At 51.1% G+C, this 16283-nt stretch carries 18 protein-coding genes; 3 read left to right on the top strand and 15 right to left on the bottom strand.

What is annotated here, in order from left to right; all coding sequences use genetic code 11:
- Positions 1-9: 9 nt before the first annotated feature.
- The 3 genes from crl to gpt all read right to left on the bottom strand — a co-directional run bounded on the left by crl (position 10) and on the right by gpt (position 2270).
- Positions 10-411 (bottom strand): sigma factor-binding protein Crl, encoded by a 402-nt coding sequence (crl, locus tag BZK42_RS20585; RefSeq protein ID WP_016151866.1) that lies wholly within the window; start codon positions 409-411, stop codon positions 10-12.
- 57 nt (positions 412-468) lie between these two features.
- On the bottom strand, positions 469-1713 hold the full coding sequence (gene frsA / locus BZK42_RS20580; RefSeq protein ID WP_016155767.1) for an esterase FrsA: 1245 nt from the start codon (positions 1711-1713) through the stop codon (positions 469-471).
- Between the two features lie 98 nt (positions 1714-1811).
- On the bottom strand, positions 1812-2270 hold the full coding sequence (gpt, locus tag BZK42_RS20575; protein WP_003031380.1) for a xanthine phosphoribosyltransferase: 459 nt from the start codon (positions 2268-2270) through the stop codon (positions 1812-1814).
- Between the two features lie 261 nt (positions 2271-2531).
- Here gpt and pepD point away from each other — a divergent pair, with 261 nt between their 5' ends.
- Complete coding sequence (gene pepD / locus BZK42_RS20570; protein ID WP_016151863.1) at positions 2532-3989, top strand: cytosol nonspecific dipeptidase; 1458 nt, start codon at positions 2532-2534, stop codon at positions 3987-3989.
- A gap of 53 nt (positions 3990-4042) precedes the next feature.
- Here the strand turns inward: pepD and dinB are convergent, their stop codons facing one another.
- From dinB to lafA, 11 genes are all read right to left on the bottom strand, one after another.
- The gene (gene dinB, locus BZK42_RS20565) at positions 4043-5098 is read right to left on the bottom strand and encodes a DNA polymerase IV (protein WP_016155765.1); all 1056 of its coding nucleotides are present in this window, start codon (positions 5096-5098) and stop codon (positions 4043-4045) included.
- Between the two features lie 66 nt (positions 5099-5164).
- On the bottom strand, positions 5165-5806 hold the full coding sequence (locus BZK42_RS20560; RefSeq protein WP_016151861.1) for a hypothetical protein: 642 nt from the start codon (positions 5804-5806) through the stop codon (positions 5165-5167).
- A gap of 55 nt (positions 5807-5861) precedes the next feature.
- Positions 5862-6860: a putative lateral flagellar export/assembly protein LafU gene (gene lafU, locus BZK42_RS20555; protein WP_016151860.1), complete on the bottom strand. Its 999-nt coding sequence runs from the start codon at positions 6858-6860 to the stop codon at positions 5862-5864.
- Between the two features lie 2 nt (positions 6861-6862).
- Positions 6863-7726, bottom strand: coding sequence for a flagellar motor stator protein MotA (motA, locus tag BZK42_RS20550; protein WP_016151859.1), 864 nt, complete (start codon positions 7724-7726; stop codon positions 6863-6865).
- Between the two features lie 29 nt (positions 7727-7755).
- Positions 7756-8472 (bottom strand): FliA/WhiG family RNA polymerase sigma factor, encoded by a 717-nt coding sequence (locus BZK42_RS20545; RefSeq protein WP_080859972.1) that lies wholly within the window; start codon positions 8470-8472, stop codon positions 7756-7758.
- A gap of 20 nt (positions 8473-8492) precedes the next feature.
- Positions 8493-8963 (bottom strand): flagellar basal body-associated FliL family protein, encoded by a 471-nt coding sequence (locus BZK42_RS20540; protein WP_047357630.1) that lies wholly within the window; start codon positions 8961-8963, stop codon positions 8493-8495.
- A 7-nt stretch (positions 8964-8970) separates the two neighbouring features.
- Positions 8971-10146: a flagellar hook-length control protein FliK gene (locus BZK42_RS20535; protein ID WP_047357629.1), complete on the bottom strand. Its 1176-nt coding sequence runs from the start codon at positions 10144-10146 to the stop codon at positions 8971-8973.
- Positions 10143-10460 carry a hypothetical protein gene (locus BZK42_RS20530; protein ID WP_046275414.1) on the bottom strand — a complete coding sequence of 106 codons (318 nt, stop codon included), beginning with the start codon at positions 10458-10460 and terminating at the stop codon, positions 10143-10145. Before BZK42_RS20530 ends, BZK42_RS20535 begins: the two co-directional genes overlap by 4 nt.
- A 4-nt stretch (positions 10461-10464) precedes the next feature.
- Positions 10465-10857, bottom strand: a complete 393-nt coding sequence (gene fliS, locus BZK42_RS20525) for a flagellar export chaperone FliS (protein ID WP_003843794.1) — start codon at positions 10855-10857, stop codon at positions 10465-10467.
- A 33-nt stretch (positions 10858-10890) separates the two neighbouring features.
- Entirely contained in the window at positions 10891-12216 is a 1326-nt protein-coding gene (gene fliD / locus BZK42_RS20520) for a flagellar filament capping protein FliD (protein ID WP_046275413.1), read from the bottom strand.
- A 196-nt stretch (positions 12217-12412) separates the two neighbouring features.
- Positions 12413-13321, bottom strand: a complete 909-nt coding sequence (gene lafA, locus BZK42_RS20515) for a lateral flagellin LafA (protein ID WP_016151853.1) — start codon at positions 13319-13321, stop codon at positions 12413-12415.
- Positions 13322-13876: 555 nt separating this feature from the next.
- Between lafA and BZK42_RS20510 the strand changes: the two genes are divergently transcribed.
- Together BZK42_RS20510 and BZK42_RS20505 are read left to right on the top strand one after the other, a co-directional pair.
- Positions 13877-14827, top strand: a complete 951-nt coding sequence (locus BZK42_RS20510) for a transcriptional regulator (RefSeq protein WP_080859971.1) — start codon at positions 13877-13879, stop codon at positions 14825-14827.
- Positions 14805-15284 carry a hypothetical protein gene (locus BZK42_RS20505; protein WP_016151851.1) on the top strand — a complete coding sequence of 160 codons (480 nt, stop codon included), beginning with the start codon at positions 14805-14807 and terminating at the stop codon, positions 15282-15284. The genes BZK42_RS20510 and BZK42_RS20505 overlap by 23 nt, the downstream gene beginning before the upstream one ends.
- On the opposite strand, the gene BZK42_RS20500 is transcribed toward BZK42_RS20505, so the two are convergent.
- The gene (locus tag BZK42_RS20500; protein WP_046275411.1) at positions 15281-16282 is read right to left on the bottom strand and encodes a hypothetical protein; all 1002 of its coding nucleotides are present in this window, start codon (positions 16280-16282) and stop codon (positions 15281-15283) included. The two genes, BZK42_RS20505 and BZK42_RS20500, sit on opposite strands and share 4 nt — an antisense overlap.
- Position 16283 lies beyond the last annotated feature (1 nt).

Below are 16283 nucleotides of genomic sequence, written 5' to 3'. Positions count from 1 at the left end.
TACTGTTCATTATGCCGTTAATTTAACCGGTTCATCGTTAAAATCGTCAGCAGGCTCCAGCGCCAGATTCAGCGACGTTAACAACCCACGTAATTTTTCATGAAATTCACGTAAGGTGTATTCCAGTCGCTCTACCACTTCAGTCTCTTTCACCGGCACCGCAGTCCAGTTCCCGTCTTTATCGAACAAGCCAAACTGGTAGCTGTACGTGAAGCGTTTTTCCTGCGCCTCCAGTTCCATCCACCAGCCCCAAAACTCGCGTTTCTCTGGGGCGGGTTTCACATTGACGCAAACAGCCAGACAATCGAAAAAAAACCGATTATCTTCGCACTGCCCTTCCCGGATGTACGGGCCAAGCGCGGTGAATTTCTTGATCAATCTACTTTTCGGATGCCCACTCGGTAACGTCATTACGATCTCCTTAGGTGAAGCACCTGTTTTACCAAATCGATAAAATTTAGCAAACTTTTAACACAATCTCTGATTGATCCAACCGGTTATTTCCTGCAGCCCTTTGTCAAAATTGCGATACACCGGGTTGAATGGAATCTCCAGCAACTTACCGTCAGAAGATGAAGAAGTGATTAAACGCGACTCCTCTTCCGGGCTAAACGGATCGTTTTTCCAGAACCCCGACAGCATTGGCGTTGGGCAGCGTCGGCCCAGCAGGCCCTGCACTTTTAATGAATAGCGATTAAGCTCAACGCGCAACGCTTCATCGGATGCGTCGTGCATTCCCAAACGACTGGCCAGAACGTCAAGGTACATTTCCGGGACGCTTGCCTGGCGCTGCGGGTCGCTAAGCAGCGCATGAACCACCGGCCCCAAACAGGCCACCGCCTTCAGACGTGATGATTCCAGATACGCCAGGCGTACCGCCACGTTGGCGCCAAAACGGAAGCCGAAGGCCGCCACACGGGTGTGATCCACCCACGGAACATTCGGCAGTGCTTTTAATACGTGCTGATGCAGCAGGCTGGAGTCCTGGGTCAGTTTCCATTTTGACGAGAACCCGACCGACGGCATATCCAGCGTCAGCATGGCAATACCGCGCGGGGCAAAGTAGCGCTCATACAGAGTGTAATAATCCGTTTGCATGGAATCGAGGCCACCGCACATCAGCACCGTCGGGAACGGACCGTCGCCTTTTGGCATATGCAGGAAGCCGGTAATCGGCGCGCCGCCGGTAACGGCAAATTCCATCTCACGCAGCGTGCCCGGCAGACGCTGTGCGGCCTCTTCATAGGCGCGATTGGCCAGAGCCTGCGCCTGCTCTGCCAGCTCATCGCCTTTTAAGTGCGGATAAGCGGCGATGTTGTAGAGCGTGGAAGCATGCAGCCAGTGACGTCCGCTCACCTGAGGATCCTCTTCCATAGAGGCTTTCTGTTGCCAGTCCATCGCCTGCTTCGCCCACTCGTAAATCCAGTTTCCGCCGCGATAGCCGATAACCGTGTCGTAAAGCTCTTTATCGGTGCGTTCGGCTTCGCTCATGACGATACGCGCCTGCACTTCGAGGATTTCGCGCGGATCGACGCCACGCCAGATCCACATCAGGCGGTTCACCATACGGTACCAGTGCGGGATGGTTTTGCCATCCAGGGTCGATTGTACGGACGGCTGCGCGCCGTGATTAAAACGACGAACCAGCGTTGACGTTTCAGGGTGTTTGAAGCGGGGTTTAAACAGGACTTCGCTGAGGTTAGCCTGTGACATGATTGCAGCCTCCATGAGTACTCACTAAGGCATAGTGTAACCTGACACAGCACAAAAAGAACAACGCCCGACAGTGCGGGCGTTGAAAACTTTTTAGATTAGCGACCCGAGATCGGCGGAACGAACACTACGCCCATATCCCACGGCTGCTCAATCCAGGTATCCTGAGGGATATCAACAACATAATCATTCACCAGCGGGCGACCTGCCGGCTTAGCGAAAATAGTGACGAAATGCGCTTTAGGGTACATTTCGCGGATCGCTACGGCGGTACCACCGGTGTCAACCAGGTCATCAATTACGATGAAACCTTCACCGTCGCCTTCGGCACGCTTCAGCACTTTCAGTTCGCGCTGGTTGTCGTGATCGTAGCTGGAGATGCATACGGTATCGACATGACGAATACCCAATTCACGCGCCAGCAATGCGCCCGGCACCAGACCACCACGGCTAACGGCAATAATGCCTTTCCATTGTTCAGAAGGCATCAGGCGGCTTGCCAGTTTACGTGCATGGATCTGCAACATGTCCCAGGTGACGACGTATTTTTCGCTCATGTGAAGTGTCCCAGCCTGTTTATCTACGGCTTAAAAAGTGTTCGAGGGGGAAATAGGTTGCGCGAGATTATAGAGATCTGACGCACTAAAAACCAGTGTTTCGCGGAATCCGCGCCTCTTTTTGCATGCTTTATGCTAGCCGTCAGCGGAGAAAGTGGTATTCTCAATCGCATCGCGCAAGCCTGACTTGTGATGTTTTTAATTCTGCTAACCCTGTGGCCTGCAAGCAAGTTTTGTAGGACATCGCCAAGGAGACTCAACGTGTCTGAACTGTCTCAGTTATCCCCGCAACCGCTGTGGGATATTTTTGCCAAAATCTGTTCTATTCCTCATCCGTCCTACCATGAAGAGCAGCTCGCTGAACACATTCTGAGCTGGGCCCAAGAGAAAGGTTTCCACGTCGAGCGCGATCAGGTCGGTAATATCCTGATTCGCAAACCCGCTACCGCAGGAATGGAAAACCGCAAGCCGGTCGTTCTGCAAGCGCACCTGGATATGGTCCCGCAGAAAAATAACGACACCGTGCACGACTTCACTAAAGATCCTATCCAGCCTTATATTGACGGCGAATGGGTAAAAGCCCGTGGCACCACGCTGGGTGCGGATAACGGCATCGGTATGGCGTCCGCACTGGCCGTTCTGGCTGATGACAACGTGGTACACGGTCCGCTCGAAGTGCTGCTGACCATGACCGAAGAAGCAGGTATGGATGGCGCGTTTGGTCTGCAGGCTAACTGGCTGCAGGCAGATATCCTGATCAACACCGACTCTGAAGAAGAAGGTGAGATCTATATGGGTTGCGCAGGCGGTATCGACTTTACCTCTAACCTGCCGCTGTCCCGTGAAGCAATCCCGGCTGGCTTCCAGAGCTTTAAGCTGACGTTGAAAGGCCTGAAAGGCGGTCACTCCGGTGGCGAAATCCACGTTGGTCTCGGTAACGCTAACAAGCTGCTGGTACGCTTCCTGGCGGGTCACGCTGAAGAGCTGGATCTGCGTCTGGTTGATTTCAACGGCGGTACGCTGCGCAATGCGATTCCGCGTGAAGCCTTTGCCACCCTCGCCGTGGCGGCAGATAAAGTTGATGCGTTAAAAGCGCTGGTCAACACCTACCAGGAAATCCTGAAAAACGAACTGGAAGCCAAAGAGAAGAACCTGGCTCTGCTGCTGGATGCCGTGACTCACGACAAAGCCGCGCTGACCACTCAGTCTCGCGACAGCTTCGTACGTCTGCTGAACGCCACCCCGAACGGTGTTATCCGCAATTCCGACGTAGCCAAAGGCGTGGTTGAAACCTCCCTGAACGTCGGCGTTGTAACCATGACTGACGACAACGTTGAAATTCACTGCCTGATCCGTTCCCTGATCGACAGCGGTAAAGACTACGTGGTAAGCATGCTGGATTCACTGGGTAAACTGGCTGGCGCGAAAACCCAGGCCAAAGGCGGATACCCAGGCTGGCAGCCGGATGCTAACTCTCCGGTTATGCACCTGGTTCGCGAAACCTACCAGCGTCTGTTCAACAAAACGCCAAACATCCAGATCATTCACGCCGGTCTGGAATGTGGTCTGTTCAAGAAACCGTATCCGGAAATGGACATGGTTTCCATCGGGCCAACCATCACCGGTCCGCACTCCCCGGATGAGCAGGTTCATATCGAAAGCGTTGGTCACTACTGGACGCTGCTGACTGAACTGCTGAAGTCGATTCCGGCGAAGTAAGATTCTGCGCTAAATGCCGGATAGCGCTGCGCTTATCCGGCAATCCATCAGAGTCACAGCCCCAACAGCAACTGTCTTTCCAGTTGGGGATCCAGTAGGGTAACGTGTAATCCCACCAGCCTCACGCCTCGCCCTCCCCGACGTTCTTCCCAGGTTTTACGCGCCGTCGCAATTAAGTCATCTTTATTTAAGCGCGGCCAGACGTGCTCCTGCGTGGTCTGCTGAAAATCATTAAACTTGAGTTTTATCCCCTGGCGAGCGATAAGGAGATCCGGCTTTACCTTGGCCAGACGCCGTTCCAGTTCGGGATAAAGCCGCTCAATAATCGCCTCACACTCTGACCACTCATGAATATCTTCCGCCAGCGTGCGCTCCACGCCGACGGATTTGCGCAGTCTGTCGTTGTTAACGTCCCGCTCGTCAATGCCCTGGCTTCGCTCCCACAGCACGCGACCAAACTTACCAAAACGTTTGAGCAGCATTGCCAGGTCGTATTTTTGAACATCCTCGCAGGTACGCAATCCCATTGATTCCAGCTTAGCGGCGGAGACTTTACCGACGCCGGGAATTTTGCCGAGCGGTAACGTTTTGAGAAATTCAGGAACATCGGCAGGGGTAATCACATATTGCCCGTTGGGCTTGTTGAGATCGGAGGCTATTTTTGCCAGAAATTTAACCGGCGCAATCCCGGCGGAGGCGGTTAGCTGCAGCTCGTTAAAAATCGTCTGGCGGATCTCCTGGGCGATCAGCGTGGCAGAACCGTGGCAGTGGGTGCTGTCGGTTACATCCAGATAGGCTTCATCCAGCGACAGGGGTTCAATCAGCGAGGTATAGCGGGAGAAAATAGCCTGAATCTGGCGGGAGGCTTCTTTGTAGGCCTCGTAGCGACCGGGTAATAAGGTAAGATGCGGGCATAGCTTTAACGCCATTCCCGTTGGCATCGCGCTACGCACGCCAAATTTGCGCGCCGGGTAATTGGCTGTACTGATAACCCCCCGGCGCTCCCGGCTGCCGCCGATGGCAATGGGAATGTCACGCAGAGCGGGGTTATCGCGCATTTCCACCGCTGCGAAAAAGCAGTCCATATCAACATGTATGATTTTGCGCATTACTCGCCTCCCACAACACTGTTTAAGTATACAGTATTTTTATAGTGTGAGAAGTATGATTATTCCTTACGCCGGACCATTCATGACGAAGCGGGCATCGCACAGGTAACGCACAATATCCTTTTTCGTATGTTCTGCGGGATTCCCCGCCGTACTGACAAACAGTTTATTCACTTTGCGAACATTTGCCCGCAGCAGTTTTTCGATTGTCATCAGGCGGAAGGCATCATTTTCAACGCAGAAAAGCTCGTAGTCGCCCAGACGTTCACCACAAATTTCACAGTGATTCATCCAGTAACGTAGCCCGGTGGTTTTACTTTTATCGAGGTAGTAATTGCTGGCTTTGATGTTCTTTTTTATCTCTTCAGGCAGAGAATTAATGTGGAACAAAAAGCTGTTACGCCTGACCGACTGCCAGCCCTGACCATCCTGATTTTTCTTAATAAAGCGGGTAAACATCACGCCATGGATGCGGGTAATTTGGTGGCAGCTCCAGCAGTGCATCTTCGAGGTAATCACCAGATAGTACGGCGCGACAATATTAAAATTGTCGGTGTCGTAGACATAGTCACGAAGCGCCCCGTTTAGCTCGTGGGGTTCGGTGTACCAGATACCTGAGACCTTGTCGAAATGCGCCCCCTGACAGGCTACATCGGTGACGTTATCAGTATGAATCTCCAATGGAATAATATGGGTTACATCTATCACATTGCCTTCCTGAGGAATAAATTGCCCCCACGTTGCGTGGGGGACGAGAACAGAATTAATGAGTGACGGGAGCAGATTGTTGACGTAAAGAAGTCACCTGCTTTTGCTTGTCCAGCTTATCAACCAGCGGTTGCACAACCTTCTCTCCCTGCTGGCCAAAATATTGATACAACGTATCGGAAGCGCTTTGCGTCAGCACCATGATCTCAATGCGACGGTTCCCGGCACTTTCCGGGTTTTTCGCATCCAGCAGCATTTGGTCCGCCATCGCGCTGACCTGCATGACTTTATTCTGCGGCATTCCGGCATCCTCCAGCACGCGTCGCGCCGACAAAGCGCGGTCGCCGGAGAGGTTCCAGTTGTTGTAAATGTTACTCTTATAGCTCATCGCGTCTGTATGCCCGGTGATGATTATCTTGTTATCAAGCGAGTCAAACACGGGAGTCAGTTCAACCAGCAGCGATTTAAAGAACGGCATAATCCTGGCGCTACCGCGCTCAAACATATTGCGATTTTGGTCATCTTTAATCAGTACGCGCAGCCCCTGAGGAACAATCTCCATCTCGAGGTTAGTTTCCATATGCGCATTGCGGGCGATAACGTTAATGTCGGTCGCCAGTTCGCCCAATTCGCGGGCTGATTTTTGTTTCAGCAGCACCGCTTTTTCATTCACATCCAGCGCCTTTTTCGCGTTCTCTTCCGTAATTTTCGCCGTCTCCTGCGGGTTGACGGTTTTATCGAGTTTGTTGCGCGTGACGTTTTTCTTCTGCGCTCCCGGCGCTATCGGCTGCTTGCCCAGCTTATTTAACGGCGCCATACCGCCACCGTTAAAGATTGACTGACCATGCAGCGCCGCCACGATATTTTCGCGGTCAGCTTTACTGACGCTGTTCACAATCCACAACGTCATAAACAACGCCATCATCGCCAGCGTAAAGTCAGCAAATGCCACCTTCCACGCTCCCCCATGATGACCCGCATGATTCTTTTTGATTTGTCGGCGGATAATGGTGGTTTTCGCGCCGCGATCGCGACGATTTGGCCCCTTCCTCATGCTTATTCTTGCTCCAGCATCGCATTCACCCACGCATCCAGATTGGCGAATGTGGGTTTGGAAGCCAGATGAAGAAGTTTACGTCCTGCATCAACCGCCAGCAGCGTCGGCTTACCGCCCGCTTGCGCCACCAGCACGGTACGTACACATTCGAGCAGCGAATGTTCCGCCCGCGCCTGCTGTTCCATGGCGTTTGCCAGCGGATCCATCACGCAATAACAGATGAAGACCCCTAAGAATGTCCCCACCAGCGCCGCCGCCACTTTCAGGCCGATAAGCGCAATGGAACCATCGATTGACTGCATGGTGATGATGATACCCAGCACCGCCGCGCAAATGCCGAAGCCAGGCATCGCCTCGGCGGTACGCTGCAGGGAGCGCGAAGGGGTTAACAGCGATTCTTCCGCGGTATCCAGTTCCTGATCGAGGATCCCTTCCAGCTCGTGGGCATCAATTTTCCCCATCGCCATCAGACGGAAATTATCGGCGATAAAGGTCACCAGTCGTTTCTGGGTCAGTACCAGCGGGTATTTCTGGAAAATGGTACTCTCTTCCGGCTGTTCGATATGCTGATCCAACATACGCAGACCGCCGTTCTGCACCATTTCCAGCAGTTCATACAGGCACATCAGCAACTGACGCTGGAACTCCGGCCCCATTTTCTTTTTGCTGACCACGCCTTTGATCTGGTGAGCAATCTCTTTAAGCACATGCATTGGGTTACCGATAATCATCGCCCCCAGACCGGCCCCCACGATAATAATAATTTCTGCCGGCTGCCAGATAGCAATTAACTGTCCGCCAGCCTCAAAGTAGCCACCAAATACGCAGCCTAAAACCACCAATAAACCAAAAATCTTTTGCATTACGTCCTCCGCATGTTGATTCGGAATTGTTAATTTGGATATAAACAATCACGAATCTTGTGCGTGATTTTTTTATTCATTTGACAAATTCGAGCTTCAGTCAGCCCTAATACCAGCGCGATTTCTTTTAAATTCATATCGTGCTGGTAATACATTGAGAGCACCAGCCCCTCCTTTTCGCTGAGTTGGCTCAGGGCATAACCCAGCATTTCCTGCGTGACGAATTGTTCTTCAAGCCCCCGCCCTTCGAGCGGCGCAATCGGTATATCGCCATTCAGTAATTCATCCAGGCTGGCCAGCGACTCGGCACCTTCCAGCTGTTGATATTCCTGATAATCTTCAGACGACAAACCCAACCGGGAAAGCTCTTCCCATGAGGGTTCATGCCCGAGCTGAGTACGCGCATCACGAATCAAATCTTTAATCTGATGGTATTTTTGTCGTAGCTGACGAGGCCGCCAGTCGAGGCTGCGCAGCTCATCGAGTATGGCTCCGCGGATACGATGGACGGCATAACCGGCAAAGCCCTCATCCGGTTGACCATAGCGGCGAATCGCATTCAGCAATCCCATCAGCGCCGTTTGCTCCATATCCTGCCTGTCCATAACGCAGGTACATTGCGGCGCAAGTTGACGCACCACTTTGCGCACCAAAGGAAGATAAGCCTGTAAATAATGGCTCTCTTGCTTTGGCGTTAGCACGGGCGTCGCATTAAAATCTTCTGACTCGTAAGCATCCTGGATCATGTTATTTCCTGGCTTGTCGCTTATTGAAACACGACTTTTTTCACCAATATGTCCTTATACGGTGTCGCCATTTTGCGTTTCGCTAATTCAATTTTCAGATTTTCAAAAACTTTCTTTCTGATATCGGAGATCTTCAGCGCCCGAATCTCTTCATATTTCATATTCGAGAGTTCATCTACCGTAATACTTTGATAGAGCGGTTCGTCTTTCTTAATTTTTTCAGCGTCTTTCTCTGAATCAACGACCATTACCAGCTCTGCCACCATGTATCGGTCTGTCCCTTCACTATCATGAAGCGTAACCACCGTTTCCGGCAGAGAGACAAATATGCTGCTGCTCTCATCCTGATTTTCTTCGGGTATCTCAGCGGGTTTTGCTGCCTTAGCTGTCGCACCTTTATTCATAAAATGATAAATACCCCATCCAGCCCCACCAGCAATACCCAGAGCAACGACAGAGCTGATCACACACGCAATAACAATTTTCTTCATCTTGCTTTTACACTTTGATCAGAACGGATTCGTTCTGTTGAAATTGAGGTTCGTCGTTAAGCGTTAGCGCCGACGTCACCTCGTCCTGTTGATGACCTGACTGCTGTTGTTGCTGTTGCGATTGTCCCTCGGAAGAGACCTGAACATTCACTTCCATGAAGTTCTGCGCCGTGAGGTGCTGGCGTAAGTTCTCGCTAAATTGCTGCAACGAGCGGCAGACATCGCTCTGATTTGCGCCGATGTGCACCATCAGCTTTCCTGCGTCCAGCTGCACGGCAATTTCCAGTTTGCCCAGCGATGGCGGGTCTAGACGAATGGTCGACACCTGCTGTTGCTGACCCAACTGGAACTGAATTCTGTCTTTGAGCAGCGCGGTGAGCTTCTCGCCGAGCTCCTCTGTTGACAGCGTGGTAGGCGCGGAAACTTGCGTCGACACCACGTTGTGGTCGCTCAGGGCATTTACCGGCTGATTTCCCTGCGCCGCCGTATTGAGCAAACTTTGCGACGCAAGCGATGGGTTAACCGTTACGCTATCCGTTTTTCTCACCGCCATCGGGCGAGGAACGGCGTGATCCGCTGACTTCACCCGGGCGGAAATTTGCTGTGAGGTCGAAAGCGAGACAGGTTCAGGCGCGATCGCGCGCAGATCCTGGGCGGAGAATGTCGCCAGTTTGGCCTGCTGATCCGGGGTTGCCTGGGGCAAATTCTCGGTGATCGATGCCAGTAACGTTTGCAGCTTTGGCGACAGTGACGATAAATCCGTGGCGTGCTGCTCAGCCGACGGCATGGATTGTTTTCCTTGCCCGGCCATCGCGCTCGCCAGTTGGCGCAAAAGCGCAGACCCCGCCCCCGTAGTTTGCGCCTGCGTCAGCATTTTCAGCATCTCACCGTCAGGCTGCTTCTGCGCCGCCGCAGGCGTTAACGGCTGTGCCGGTTGCGCCAGTAACATCGCCAGCAATGCTTGCATGGCCGCAGGATCTGCATCATCGCGTTGATGCTCAGGCAACGACGCCTGCTGTTGGTTTATTTTTGCGCCGATCAAACGTTCAGCCACCGCGTTAAGCCCGGCCTGCGGTAAAGAAAACGTGCTGCCGCTCGTTGACGTTGTTGGGGCCGAAATAGCCGCTTTTTCCGGTGTGGCCTCTGCCAACGCACTGGCCGAGGCCAGTAATACAGGATTCATGCCTTCTCCGAAATTAAATTAACCATTGAGTACGCCAACATTCCTTCCTGGTTTTGCTGATGTTGATCCATGCGCGCTTTGAGTTCTTCCGCACGCTGTGTTCGTCGGGCAATCAGCACCTCAAACGCCGCATGCAGGATGTCTTTGACCTCTCGCAACGCGGTGGCATCGGTTTCCCAGGCGGCATAGTCATGAAAAACGCGCATCACCTGCTGATGCAGGCCGGGTAATCGGCGCCAACGCTTTCGATCCAGCGCCTCGTTCATCTCTTTTACCAGGGCATAAAGCTGCTGTTGCTGACGCTCTCTTTCCATCGTCTTATCCCAGCTTTGCCGACAGACCTTCCCAGCCTGTGCGTAGATTGGTCAGGATGAGGATCACTTCATCAATTTTTTCCAGCGACAATTCGCCGCTGGCTTCATACAGGCGGTAGACGCAGTGGTCATACAGCCGGGACAAATTCACCACCAACTCGCCGCCCGTTTCAAACTCCAGCGAGCTGGTTAAGGCGTTGAGAATATCGATGCATTTGTTGATGCTTTGCGCCTTGCGCTCATAGCGTTTGTTCTCAATGTGGCTTTTGGCGCGTTCCAGCTCGTCCATCAGCCCCGAAAACAGCACCAGCACCAGCTCTAATGGCGATGCTGCTGCGGTACGCGCAGCAAGATCCATCTCTTTGTATTGCGAATAACCATCCTGCGTGTCGTACATGTTGATTCTCAATCCTTCTCTTAAATCAGCCGGTTACATAAACGCGGCCATACTCATTTTCATGGTGTACGTTTCCACCAGCGTATTGGTGTACTCTTCCACATAGCGCTCGTAGTTGGTGTTATAGGTTTCAGTCAGCTGATCGCTTTCGTCCTGAATTTTGCTCTGCTGGTCATCAATGTTTTCCTGGCGCAGGGCGATGATGCCGTTGCTGGAATCCAGATAGCTTTCCATCAGGTCGTCCATCTGCGCGACCATGCTGTCCTCCCCGACAAAAATAGCGGTCAAACCGTCCGGGTTTTCTTCCATTGCTTCGCTGAACTGAGTGGAGTCAATTTGTAAGTGACCGTCGGAATCCAGCGTGATGCCATAATCAACAATCGACACGCCACCGTAAGACGCGTGAGCAATATCATCCATCTGATTTGCCAGCGAATTCATCCCGGCGTCTCCCGCAAAAACCCCGGACGCCGTGTCGTCATCGCCATAGCTGGTCAGTGAATCGATGGTGTCGACCAAGGTGTTGTAGGCATCAACAAAGGTCTGTACTTTGGCCTGCGATCCGCTGGAGTCTTCCGCGACGGTAAAAGTGGTCACATCGTTAGGATCATCAGGATCGCTAACCTCAGAAAAAGTCATCGTCACGCCGGGGATCACATCGTCGAAGGTATTGGTGCTGCTGGTGATCGCAGGGCCATCCTCGTTACCGAGGTGAATAATGGCGTCCTGCGCTTGCGTTATCTGTTGTTCACTGGAGGATTCCGCCGTAGCCAGATCGGTGTTACCCGAAACGCTCACCGAAAAACCGCTTTGCTCACCGGTGGTATCAGAGGTCAGCATGATGGTGGTCGTGCCGTCGGTCTTAACCAATGCCGCCGACACGCCTGGGTTATCGTCCGAGTTATTAATCGCATCAACCAGTTCACTGGCATCAACACAGTTATCGCCATCCTCATCGACCGTAGACAGGTCAATATCCATGGTTGTGCCGTCATCCATGGTTATCTCAAATGAACCCGTCGCGGCGTAAGTATCGTCGCTCATGCTGAACGTGGTTTGTTGCCCCTGTGCTAACTGCGAAACATAAAATGAGTAGGTCCCCGCCTGTGCCTGCGAGTTTGCCGACACCGTATTCGACTCATTATTTGTGGTGGCGGAAAACGTCAGTGGGCCGTCGGTGTCGCTGTTCAGCGCATCGATTGCCGTCTGAAAATCAGTCAGCGCGGTACTTAGCGAGTCCAGACCGCTACTCTCTGCGTCCAGTTCTGCCTGCTCGTTCTGCAAATTCGTCGCCTGGGTGGCAATATCGGCGTAGGCAAATTGTTGTGCTAATTTTTGGATCGGACTCGTATAGCTCATGATCAATGACTCCGTGCAACGTTATTTATGTAAAAGCAAAATACATGCCAATAATTTTTATAATTAAAATTCAGTGAGTTAACTTAGTAGCGGAAATGAATTTTCCCTTCCCCAGGAAGGTTTCCAGGTAAAAGCCAGGTCGCTGAAAGCACAACACCGCCGGGTGGCGGTGTTGGAAATGACGTTAAGTCAGGAATTACTGCAGCAGGCTGGAAACCATGCTGGACATGCTGTTGGACTGCTTCAGCATGGTGATGCCGGTTTGCATCAGCACCTGTTGCTGGGTCATGTTGGACGCTTCCGTCGCGTAGTCGGTATCCATAATGTTACCGATCGCCACTTCAGTGTTGTCCTGCATGCTGGTCAGGTTAGCTGCGGTATCGTTCAGACGGTTGATAGATGCACCCAGTTTGGACTGGATCTTAGACACGTCGTCCATTGCAGTCTGGATAGTGGTGATCATCTGGTTTGCAGAACCAGAAGCGGTCAGCTCAGTACCACCGGAAATGCCCGTGCTACCCGCAGTCTGGTCAGCAGAGAACGATTTGCTAACATCATCCAGCGCATTAACCAGATCGCCCAGTTGGCTGGAGATATCAACGGTCATGGTGTCAGAAGATTCAGCACCAACCTGGAAGGTTACCGCCCCCTGGAACAGACCGTCTTTGCCGGTGTTGCTGGTACCGGAAACACCGAACAGGTTGGTGCCGCCGTAAGTGGTGTTCTGCAGCATATCGGACATCTGCTGACCCAGTTCGTCGTATTCGTCCTGCATCGCCTGCAAATCTTCGTCGTTGTAGGTTCCGTTCGCTGCCTGAGTGGACAGGTCTTTCATACGGCCCAGTACGTCGGTCATTTCGTCAAACATGCTGTCTGCAGTCTGCAGCATCGCAGTCGCGTCCTGAATGTTACTCAGCGCAACGCCCATACCGCTGGACTGCGCAGTCAGACGGCTGGCAATCTGTTTGCCCGCAGCATCATCTGCAGAAGAGTTAATACGGTTACCTGTCGCCAGACGTTCCATAGAAGTAGACAGTGATGCGCTGCTTTTGTTGATAGCGTTAACAGCGGACATTGATGCGGTATTAGTATTAATCGATAACATGGTACTGCTCCTTGGGAATAATCGTTTTCGTTTCGATACTCTGTAAAAACGACCACCCCTTCGGAAAACTTAAAGCGCTGCAGAAAAAATTTTTACGCCTTGCACAACATCGTTAACGCGAGAGATAAAACGTCTCTCACCTCTATTTTAGCTTTCCGTGCTCCGCATCCAAACACTCAACGCATAAGGAAGATCTCAATCAAGATTTAATTAAAAGATTATTAGAAATATCTAATAAAGACCTGTTCGATTACACATCTGATATGTTAACCTTATGATAAAGATAAGATTATACTTAGATTAAAATGTTTTAAAGCGACTGGTTATAACTTTATTTTACATTTGGTTGCAAATGCCCTGTATTTTTATATTGTGAGTCTCAGACACTTTCGCTACATTTCCAATCCTCTTTTGCACAGCATAAAAAACACTCAATACCGATTTACCTGCTGTTTCTCAGGCAGAAGACATCTCAATTTCTCCAGAATTTTAATGCACTGATTTTTAACGGTGTGGCACCAGGGATATAAAAATCTTGCGCGGGTATAATAAACCATGAGTATTGTAGTCAACAATTGGCGGATGGACTCTTCGCTTAATGCGCTAATCCACTGTGAAACAGGTGAGATACGTCGCCTGGGCGAATACCATTTTATTCTGTTAGAGACATTAGCTAAAAATGCCGATGTTGTTTTATCTCGTTCATTTTTAATGACCGCTGTCTGGAAGAATCGCATCGTCGGTGGAAATAGTTTGCCGACAGCCGTTCACGCCCTGCGCGTCGCTATTGATGATGATGGTAAACAACAAGAAATTATAAAAACCATACCAAAAAAAGGGTATTTGTTTAATAAACTCTATCTAACTGAAATCATTGCTCCTAATGAAAATAAGGTTGATGACAGCGCCAGTGAGGTAACCGAAGAGAATGCTGAGGTAGTTGAAACCCTCGCGTCTGAGGAGCAACTGCCATCAACAACAACAGAAAAAATAACTTTAAATAACAGTTCATTACATGAAGCCAGCAAGAAAAAACTGGCAACCAAACATCATCCTTATCGGGCTGTTCTGATTACCTTGCCCGTTATCGTTGTCGCTCTGTCGCTGTTTGCACTGATCTCTTATTTTAAAGCGCCATCAGCCACTAAAACGGAAGAAACTCCACAACTGGTTAAAGAAACGCTTGAAAATGCCAACCGTATTACGGTCTATCAACTTTACGATCCAGGTGAGAATAAGAAATCGTTATCGCTTGTTTCAAAACATATTCTTCCTGGTATAGAGCAAATCAATCAACTGTTGGTCGTGCATAGCGCCTCAATGACCCTTTATTATCGGGTCTCGTTGAACAAACTCGCACTTGATATTGTGATGAGCAATCAATGCAATGATAGCTGGCAGTTAGCACTAAGCTTTGATAACTGGCTAAATAAAGATAACGAAATGAATGGTATTTTAATTAAAGAAGTGGAGAAAATGTTAAATGAAATGCCAAAATGCAAATAATTACGCTTTTTATATCCTGGCTATTTCCTCCCTATTTTTTAGTTTTCTGGCCCATGCCCACATTGAGCACACGGTTATTGCCTATTATGATCTTAACGCCGGAAGGAATGCACATTACCAACTTATTCTGAGCCCACAGCACAAGGATACGGCCCTTACGCTCATCCCTTTGGAACATAATAACCAGGTTCCTTCAGTATTCGAGATCTCCACTTGCCTTAATCGTTCTACAGAATCATCTCAACAAGGTGAGCTTCATTTTAGCGATGCGAAAGCGGATAATAACGATCTCCGCTTATCCAATTTCAGTTCCTTTATTGTTGAGCATAACCTTCATACGTGGTGGATTCATTTAAACCCGCAGCAAAATTTGCTCTTCACTCAGGATGTAGGAGGCCTGTTAATCACAGACCCCTCGGCATTTACCTTTTCGACAACATCTTGTCAGCAGAATTAACTTAATAAGCTACGGACAGTCTGGCTGGAAAGCCGGGCTTGTCCGTTGACCGCCTGGGCTAAAACCTGATAGTTGTGATTAGCATGATCCAGTACCCCGCCCAGTGATTCAGATGCTTTAACCGCACTTTCTGCCTGTGGAAAACGCGCCATACCGTCAATCAGCTGCCGGGCCTTCTCCTGCTGCGCGGCCATTTGCGCGCGCTGATCGCCAATCGCATCCAGCGCCTGCTGTAACCCATCCTGAGTGCGGGAACTGCCCTGCGCGATATGTTGCAGAAGCTCATCTGAACGAGAGGGATCGGCAAATGTCTTTAGCAGAGTAAACGCCGAGGACTTCGCGTCAACATCACGTACGCTCAGGGTTTGTTGGATCTGCTGCCATTGCTTCTCCGTCGTGGAAAAGCTCAGCGCCCCCTGCTGATCGTGCACCTGTACACCGACACGGCGCAGCGCGTTGCTCATCATCATTTTGTATTGACCAGGATCCAGGTCCTCGCCCACCACCACCGCAGAGTGCTGCGTCTGCCGCCCGTCAGAAACACTGAACATGCGTGAACTTATCGCGTTTTTTTGCAGCATCTGCGCCAGTTCAGGCGAGTGAAAAGTGACGCGTGCCTCACCCTGTAAAACCGGACGCAACTGCCTGTCGACCGCATCACCGGACAATGCTGGCCGTTTTTCCAGCCACTGAGTTAGTTCAGCCCCCTTCTGCTGCAGCGCCTGTCCGCCGCGGCGAGAAGCGTGACGAAAGTCCAGCAAATGCTGCTCCAGTTGACCCAGGTAGTGGTCAGCTTGCTGCAGCGTGGTGAGCTGATCGTTAAGCTGCACGCTGTAGCGCTGAGGCCGGGTAGTAATAAGGGGTGAGGCCGGGTAATCACTCGCCGTTGCGGGTAACTTTTGACGGACAGGGGCATTCTGCGCAACGGTATGCTGCTGCACAGAAGGATTAAGCGCTCCGCTACCGGAGAGTGATGTTGTATTTAAACCGACCTGCATA

It is taken from the genome of Citrobacter braakii, assembly GCF_002075345.1.
GTDB classification, from domain to species: domain Bacteria; phylum Pseudomonadota; class Gammaproteobacteria; order Enterobacterales; family Enterobacteriaceae; genus Citrobacter; species Citrobacter braakii.
Note: the sequence above shows the minus strand (reverse complement) of the source record. Positions and strands in the feature narration are given on the sequence as shown.

What these genes read in the sequence shown, in the direction of transcription:
- lafA (WP_016151853.1), bottom strand. Translation starts at nt 13,321, where the DNA reads ATGTTATCGATTAATACTAATACCGCATCAATGTCCGCTGTTAACGCT.
- BZK42_RS20500 (WP_046275411.1), bottom strand. Translation starts at nt 16,282, where the DNA reads ATGCAGGTCGGTTTAAATACAACATCACTCTCCGGTAGCGGAGCGCTT.
- BZK42_RS20540 (WP_047357630.1), bottom strand. Translation starts at nt 8,963, where the DNA reads ATGAAGAAAATTGTTATTGCGTGTGTGATCAGCTCTGTCGTTGCTCTG.
- frsA (WP_016155767.1), bottom strand. Translation starts at nt 1,713, where the DNA reads ATGTCACAGGCTAACCTCAGCGAAGTCCTGTTTAAACCCCGCTTCAAA.
- dinB (WP_016155765.1), bottom strand. Translation starts at nt 5,098, where the DNA reads ATGCGCAAAATCATACATGTTGATATGGACTGCTTTTTCGCAGCGGTG.
- BZK42_RS20530 (WP_046275414.1), bottom strand. Translation starts at nt 10,460, where the DNA reads ATGGAAAGAGAGCGTCAGCAACAGCAGCTTTATGCCCTGGTAAAAGAG.
- motA (WP_016151859.1), bottom strand. Translation starts at nt 7,726, where the DNA reads ATGCAAAAGATTTTTGGTTTATTGGTGGTTTTAGGCTGCGTATTTGGT.
- lafU (WP_016151860.1), bottom strand. Translation starts at nt 6,860, where the DNA reads ATGAGGAAGGGGCCAAATCGTCGCGATCGCGGCGCGAAAACCACCATT.
- BZK42_RS20545 (WP_080859972.1), bottom strand. Translation starts at nt 8,472, where the DNA reads ATGATCCAGGATGCTTACGAGTCAGAAGATTTTAATGCGACGCCCGTG.
- BZK42_RS20535 (WP_047357629.1), bottom strand. Translation starts at nt 10,146, where the DNA reads ATGAATCCTGTATTACTGGCCTCGGCCAGTGCGTTGGCAGAGGCCACA.
- BZK42_RS20510 (WP_080859971.1), top strand. Translation starts at nt 13,877, where the DNA reads ATGAGTATTGTAGTCAACAATTGGCGGATGGACTCTTCGCTTAATGCG.
- fliD (WP_046275413.1), bottom strand. Translation starts at nt 12,216, where the DNA reads ATGAGCTATACGAGTCCGATCCAAAAATTAGCACAACAATTTGCCTAC.
- fliS (WP_003843794.1), bottom strand. Translation starts at nt 10,857, where the DNA reads ATGTACGACACGCAGGATGGTTATTCGCAATACAAAGAGATGGATCTT.
- BZK42_RS20505 (WP_016151851.1), top strand. Translation starts at nt 14,805, where the DNA reads ATGAAATGCCAAAATGCAAATAATTACGCTTTTTATATCCTGGCTATT.
- gpt (WP_003031380.1), bottom strand. Translation starts at nt 2,270, where the DNA reads ATGAGCGAAAAATACGTCGTCACCTGGGACATGTTGCAGATCCATGCA.
- crl (WP_016151866.1), bottom strand. Translation starts at nt 411, where the DNA reads ATGACGTTACCGAGTGGGCATCCGAAAAGTAGATTGATCAAGAAATTC.